A 6160-nucleotide genomic window follows, 5' to 3' on the forward strand; every position below is an offset into this window, starting at 1 on the left:
CCTCATCGCGAGCAAGCCCGCGTTTTGACCTGTGAACACGGTCAAAATGTGGGAGCGGGCTTGCTCGCGATAGGGGCGACTCGGTCTTAAACCTAAACCCAAATTGCATCCCACAACGGATAGTCGCCAATCCTCTCCACCAATCCCGCCCTCAATGGGTTGGCCACCACATACCTAGCCATCTTCATCAGATCATCCTCCTTGCGCAGTGCGCGATCATGAAAACTGGTTTGCCAAAGCCTTCCCTTGCGGCCAGTGGCACCATTGACTGAACGGGTGCTTTTGGATTTTACCTGGCACATCAAGTCCCCCAGGGAGCCCTTTTGCAGGTCGATCAGCCAGTGAAAGTGGTCGGGCATCACCACCCAGGCCAGAGAGTTCGCCAGCCCTTGATAGTGGGCAAGCCTGAACTGCCAGACCACCAGGCGGCCCAGGTGGAAATCGCTGAAGATCGGCACGCGCTCGTGGGTGTTGGTGGTGATTAGGTAGATGCGGTTGGTTTCGCTGAACCGGCCAATGCGTAGGCGGTGTGAGGTGGCTCGATCAGGCATTCCGTTGCCTCTCTTCAGATGGGGTCTTGAGAGGCTAGATCGGGGAGTTTGAGGCTGATGGGCAGGCTTTTGGCAGGATGTGTCTGGGAGGGCACTTTCGCGAGCAAGCCCGCTCCCACATGGGATCTTCGTTGTTCATACATTTTGTGTCTGGCATAGATCTAGTGTGGGAGCGGGCTTGCTCGCGAATCTTGGCCACACCACGGTCCCTCAGTCCGGCTCACACCCCTTCAACACCAACCGAATAATCGTCTGCGCCGCCGCTTCATAATCGGCCTCATCCAGCTTGGCCTTGCCGGTCACCGCTGAGATCTGCCAGTCGAAGTCGGCATAGGTCTGGGTCGCTGCCCAGATGCTGAACATCAGGTGGTTGGGGTCGATGGCGGCGATCAGGCCGCGATCGACCCAGCTCTGGATGCAGTCGATGTTGTGCTTGGCCTGGGCGTTGAGCTGCTGCACCTGCTCGGGGCTCAGGTGTGGCGCGCCGTGCATGATTTCGCTGGCGAACACTTTCGAGGCAAAGGGCAGATCGCGGGAGATGCTGATCTTCGAGCGAATATAGCTGCTCAGCACTTGCTTGGGGTCACCGTCCGGGTTGAAGGGGGTGGAGGCGGCCAGGATCGGCTCGATGATGCTTTCGAGCACCTCGCGGTAGAGGTTGTCCTTGGACTTGAAGTAGTAATAGACGTTGGGTTTGGGTAGCCCGGCCTTGGCGGCGATGTCGCTGGTTTTGGTCGCGGCGAAGCCCTTGTCGGCAAACTCCTCGCTGGCTGCCCGCAGGATCAGTTCTTTGTTGCGCTCGCGAATGGTGCTCATAGACCAGATGATTCCTTGCCAGGACAGGCGGTGGCGCATGGTAGCACCGGCGATCCGCGGGCCTCAAGAATCTGCCCGCGACGCTTTGTACCACGCTATGCTGCGAAATATCCCACATTAAGGACGTCCGATTCATGGCAGGAAGCAGCTTGTTGGTATTGATTGATGACATCGCCGCCGTCCTCGACGACGTGGCCCTGATGACAAAAATGGCCGCCAAGAAAACCGCCGGGGTGCTGGGGGATGACTTGGCGCTCAATGCCCAGCAAGTTTCCGGCGTGCGTGCCGAGCGGGAAATCCCGGTGGTGTGGGCGGTTGCCAAGGGCTCGTTTATCAACAAGCTGATCCTGGTGCCCACCGCGCTGTTGATCAGCGCCTTCGCGCCCTGGGCGGTCACCCCACTGTTAATGCTCGGCGGCGCCTATCTGTGTTTCGAGGGCTTTGAAAAGCTCGCCCATAAATTCCTCCACAGCAAGGCCGAAGATCAGGCCGAACATGCCCAGTTGGTCGCAGCCGTGGCCGATCCGGCAACGGACCTGGTGGCCTTCGAAAAGGACAAGATCAAGGGCGCCATCCGCACCGACTTTATCCTCTCGGCCGAAATCATCGCGATCACCCTTGGCACCGTGGCGGATGCGCCGTTGATGCAGCAAGTGATCGTGCTGTCGGGCATCGCCCTGGTCATGACCATCGGCGTGTACGGCCTGGTGGCCGGTATCGTCAAGCTCGATGACCTGGGCCTGTGGATGTCGCAAAAGCCCGGCCAGTGGGTACGTGATATCGGCAACGGACTTCTGCGAACCGCACCGTACATGATGAAAGGCCTGTCGGTGATCGGCACGGCGGCGATGTTCATGGTCGGTGGCGGCATCCTCACCCACGGCGTGCCCGCGGTGCATCACTGGATTGAAAGCGTGAGCCAGAGTATCGGTGGCATCTCCTGGCTGGTGCCGACCCTGCTCAATGCCGTCGCGGGGATCATCGCCGGGGCGGTGGTGCTGGCGCTGGTGTCTGTAGCGAGCAAGGCGTGGCGCGCCTTGAGGGGCTAGGCGTTACCGCAGCGCGCTGTAGCCTTTTTCGCTGAACGCCTTGAACAGCTGCGCTTCCGAGCCTGCGGAAACACTGCCGAACTGGCCAAAACCCTGTACGTGCTGATCGTTTTGCTGGGCTGGGCCCTGACGCTCCAAGTCTTCACGGCCATCAATATAGGTTGCCACTTTAGCCAGGTTATAGGCGGCATTGGCACGTGATTCGGGGTCGCGGTTGGCTGCGCTCCAATCGCCGGTTTGCTGCTTGAGCTGATTGATGAAGTTGCTTGCAAAAGGACCATCTTGTTTGAGGATGTCCTTGAGGATCGGAGTCTCCTTGAAGATTTGCCCTGCGCTGCGATTGTCGCCGCGCGGTCGGCCATAGGCGCCTCTGGGGGCGTCCAGATGAGGTTTTGTTGAGGCTTGGGATTCAGCCGTCGGGGGCGCGGCGAGGGTGGGTGCCGTGAGGGTGGGCTGGGAAACCGATAGCGTCATGTTGAAGTTCCACTGGAAAGTTCGAGGTGGGCAGAGTGCGGTCAGCCTGTTTTGTGTCGGGCTTATCTGCATGGGGGCCTGGACTTTAAGTGGCAGGGGCGTACGAACTGGTTCCGAGGGGTGGGCTGCTGACAGCCGAAAAAAAAGGCCATCGAACGTTTCGATGGCCTTTTTGCACGCTGGGTAACGTTATTCGGCAATCTGCAACTTGCGCGACTCGGTATACACATACCGCACTTTTTCATACTCGAACGGCGAGTTCATCTGGCCGTAGCGAAAGCTGGTCTGGTAGCGCTTGTCTACTGCGCGCAGGGCCCAGATTTCCGGGTGGTTGGAGCTGACTTCGGACACGTTGAGGTAGTTGATCTGCGATTCGGCGGTGTAGTCGACGAGCAGGCCACCGGTGTCGCGCAGGTTCGATGGGCCGAGGATCGGCAGGATCAGGTAGGCGCCGCCCGGTACGCCGTAGAAGCCCAGGGTCTGGCCGAAGTCTTCGCTCTGGCGCGGCAGGCCCATGGCGGTGGCTGGGTCCCACAGTCCGGCGATGCCGATAGTGGTGTTGACCAACAGGCGGCCGGTGGTTTCCAGGGAGCGGTGGCCCTTGAGTTGCAGCAGGCTGTTCATCAGGTTGGGCACGTCGCCCAGGTTGTTGAAGAAGTTGCTGACGCCGGTGCGCAGGAAGCTGGGGGTGACGTAGCGATAGCCGTCGACCACGGGCAGGAATACCCATTGGTCGAAGCGGTAGTTGAAGTGGTACACCCGACGGTTCCACGACTCCAGCGGGTCATAGACGTTGAGGGCGTTGAGGGTCGAGCGCTCGAACTCGCGCTGATCCAGGCCAGGGTTGAACTTGAGCTTGCTCAAGGGCTCCTTGAAGCCATCCTGGTCGATCACGGTCGGTGCATGAGCCTTGCTGTTGTCCGCGTTGGCAACGCCCGCACAGAGTAAGGCGGCAAGAAGCAGGAGATGTTTAGCCACGGAAAAACTCCAGCATGGCGTCGGCGTTGACGCGGTAATTGAGGTTGCCGCAGTGGCCGCCCAGCGGGTAGACGGTCAAGCGATCGCCGAAGGTCTTGCGCAAGAAGCCCAGGTCGCCAGGGCCGAGGATCACGTCGTCGGCGTTGTGCATCACGGCGATTTTCGGGCTGTCACGCAGGTAATCCTCAAGGGCGTACAGGCTCACCTGGTCGATCAGTTGCAGCAGGCTGCCGCAGTCGGAGCGGGCGCGCCACATCGGGATCACTTGTTCGGTCAGGTAGCAGTCGAAATCACACTGCAGCGCACGCTTGAGGAACGGCGTGAGGCTGGTGCTTTCGGTGATCGGGTATTTGGGCGGGATGATCAGGCCGCGACGGTTGATCAGGTCCGAGGTAAAGGCGATATCGGCCGCCGAGAAGCGGAACGAGGTGCCGATCAGCATCGCCATCTGCTCGTTGGTCAGGTGCTCCTTGGAGTTCTGGAAGTCGTAGAGCAGGGCATCGTTCATGTCGATATAGCCCTTTTGCTGGAAGTAGCGGGTCAGCTTGTTCAACACCAGCTCATAGAAGGTGGTGCTGTTGTTGATGCCCTTGACCTCGGTCTGCACCAGCTTGTCGAGGTTGGTGATGGAGGTATAGAGGTTGACCGGCGGGTTCAGCAGCAGCACTTTCTTGAAGTTGAAGCTGCGTCGTGTCTCGTCCAGTTTGGCGACGAACGCCGCGTCCAGCGCCCCCAGGCTGTAGCCGGTGAGGTAGAAGTCGGTGACCGGCAGCGTGGCGTTTTGTGCGCGCACGGCCTGCATCACGCGGTACATGTCTTCGGCGTCTTCCTGGGTGATGCCAGGTGTGGCAAAGCGCGAGGCGGCGCTGATGAAGTCGAAGCTGGTGGGCGACGACAGTTGGACGACATGGTAGCCGGCCTTGTAGTACAGCTTTTTCAGGTATTCGTTGAGAGAGCTGTCAAAACGCGCGCCGGTGCCGGCGATCAGGAAGATCAGTGGCGCGGCGCGATCCTGTTTGGCAATGCGGTAGGTGAGCTTCTTCACCGCCCAGAAGTTGTCGGGCAGGCTGAATTCACGCTCCGGGCGCATGTTCAGGTTGTAGTCGGATTGGTTGATGTCATCAATGGATGGCAAATCCGGCCGCAAGTCCGGTGGCGTTGTGGCGATGGTCGCTTCGAACGGGTTGGTCAAAGGGTAGCCATAGCTGGCCGGGTCGACGTCGACCGCCAGTGCTGACGCACTCAAAAAAAGGCCACCCAACAGGGCAGCGCAGCGCAAGGAACGGAGCATGACTAAATCCCTAAGAGGAAACGTGCTTAATGAAGTTCGCAGGCTATGACCACCGCGTTATCGCCGAAGTGCCAGCCATCGGCACTTAATATCGGAAAAAACATAGGAATCGAGGTAATAGTGTGCAGACGATACACTTTGGCACGCTTTGATGAATAGTTATCTGTGCGCAACCCTTGCCAATGGCCCAGGGGAGATTAAGCTGGGCGCCGTTTTCGTCTATCGGAGTGCCCTTATGTCCCGTCGTTTGCCGCTGATCCTGCTGCTGTTGGCCTTGCCGTTATGGCTGGCTGCCAGTTATGGCGCCCGTTATGGGTTTATGGAGGACGGGCAGTGGGTGGGCATCTGCGTTGACGATGCCAGCCGCTGGGAGTGCCAGTTACGGGCGAACCTGGGTTCGATGATCCACTTCAAGGTCATGGGCTGGGCGGCGCTGGTCACCTCGGTGCTGGCGTTTGTACTGCCAGGCCGTGCCGGTTGGGGTTTGGCGGTGTTGGGGCTGGCGTTCGGGATTCCGGCATTGGCGTTGTACAACACCAATTTTGCGGTGTTTGCGTTGGTGATTGCCGGGTTGCGGTTGGTCAGGGCGCCTCGGGCTGCCTGATAGGGCCAATCGCAGCATAGGTATCTACACAACTCTTTAGCTTATTGGGTTTGTGTACATATCCGATGCTGGGGTCACGGCGGCTATTGGTTCCGCCCTTACGGCGGGTCACTTTCGAAGAGTGCGAAAGTAACCAAAGCGCTTTTGCCCCACCACTCGGCACCTCGCCTAGGCTCGGTGTGCCCGTCATCCGACATTGATTTGGGGGGCCGCCGCGATGGGCCATCCCTGGCCCAGCGCGGCTAACCCGGCGTCCTGCCGGGTTACCCCCCCAAATCAATATCGGATGACGGCCAGCGTGGTTTAACGGGGCGCCTCAGATCAAAAGCAAAGCGAGGCGGCCTGACAGCCGACCTGATCGTCGAAGCGTGCGCATATACCTGTGGGAGCTGGCTTC

The 6160-nt window shown here is 59.5% G+C and carries 7 protein-coding genes; 2 read left to right on the plus strand and 5 right to left on the minus strand.

Features of this window, described 5'->3' with window-relative positions; translation table 11 throughout:
* Positions 1–92: 92 nt before the first annotated feature.
* Together HBR94_RS27200 and HBR94_RS27205 are read right to left on the minus strand one after the other, a co-directional pair.
* Complete coding sequence (locus HBR94_RS27200; RefSeq protein WP_170045844.1) at positions 93–551, minus strand: transposase; 459 nt, start codon at positions 549–551, stop codon at positions 93–95.
* Positions 552–761: 210 nt separating this feature from the next.
* The gene (locus HBR94_RS27205; RefSeq protein WP_057438851.1) at positions 762–1367 is read right to left on the minus strand and encodes a TetR/AcrR family transcriptional regulator; all 606 of its coding nucleotides are present in this window, start codon (positions 1365–1367) and stop codon (positions 762–764) included.
* A gap of 134 nt (positions 1368–1501) precedes the next feature.
* On the opposite strand from HBR94_RS27205, the gene HBR94_RS27210 reads away from it, so the two are divergent.
* Positions 1502–2416: a DUF808 domain-containing protein gene (locus tag HBR94_RS27210; RefSeq protein WP_057958976.1), complete on the plus strand. Its 915-nt coding sequence runs from the start codon at positions 1502–1504 to the stop codon at positions 2414–2416.
* A gap of 3 nt (positions 2417–2419) precedes the next feature.
* Here the strand turns inward: HBR94_RS27210 and HBR94_RS28450 are convergent, their stop codons facing one another.
* The 3 genes from HBR94_RS28450 to HBR94_RS27225 form a co-directional block, all read right to left on the minus strand.
* Positions 2420–2962 carry a hypothetical protein gene (locus HBR94_RS28450; protein WP_178112947.1) on the minus strand — a complete coding sequence of 181 codons (543 nt, stop codon included), beginning with the start codon at positions 2960–2962 and terminating at the stop codon, positions 2420–2422.
* 117 nt (positions 2963–3079) lie between these two features.
* Complete coding sequence (locus tag HBR94_RS27220; RefSeq protein WP_057958978.1) at positions 3080–3868, minus strand: VacJ family lipoprotein; 789 nt, start codon at positions 3866–3868, stop codon at positions 3080–3082.
* Positions 3861–5159, minus strand: a complete 1299-nt coding sequence (locus HBR94_RS27225; RefSeq protein ID WP_170045845.1) for a serine/threonine protein kinase — start codon at positions 5157–5159, stop codon at positions 3861–3863. Before HBR94_RS27225 ends, HBR94_RS27220 begins: the two co-directional genes overlap by 8 nt.
* A gap of 235 nt (positions 5160–5394) precedes the next feature.
* Between HBR94_RS27225 and HBR94_RS27230 the strand changes: the two genes are divergently transcribed.
* Positions 5395–5763, plus strand: a complete 369-nt coding sequence (locus tag HBR94_RS27230) for a hypothetical protein (protein ID WP_170045846.1) — start codon at positions 5395–5397, stop codon at positions 5761–5763.
* The last annotated feature ends 397 nt before the right edge of the window (positions 5764–6160 follow it).

It is taken from the genome of Pseudomonas sp. WS 5412 (assembly GCF_012985615.1).
Lineage (GTDB): Bacteria > Pseudomonadota > Gammaproteobacteria > Pseudomonadales > Pseudomonadaceae > Aquipseudomonas > Aquipseudomonas shahriarae.

Bases quoted from the DNA above. Each gene is read 5' to 3' on its own strand.
- HBR94_RS27230 (WP_170045846.1), top strand. From the start codon at position 5,395: ATGTCCCGTCGTTTGCCGCTGATCCTGCTGCTGTTGGCCTTGCCGTTA.
- HBR94_RS28450 (WP_178112947.1), bottom strand. From the start codon at position 2,962: ATGCAGATAAGCCCGACACAAAACAGGCTGACCGCACTCTGCCCACCT.
- HBR94_RS27205 (WP_057438851.1), bottom strand. From the start codon at position 1,367: ATGAGCACCATTCGCGAGCGCAACAAAGAACTGATCCTGCGGGCAGCC.
- HBR94_RS27210 (WP_057958976.1), top strand. From the start codon at position 1,502: ATGGCAGGAAGCAGCTTGTTGGTATTGATTGATGACATCGCCGCCGTC.
- HBR94_RS27225 (WP_170045845.1), bottom strand. From the start codon at position 5,159: ATGCTCCGTTCCTTGCGCTGCGCTGCCCTGTTGGGTGGCCTTTTTTTG.
- HBR94_RS27200 (WP_170045844.1), bottom strand. From the start codon at position 551: ATGCCTGATCGAGCCACCTCACACCGCCTACGCATTGGCCGGTTCAGC.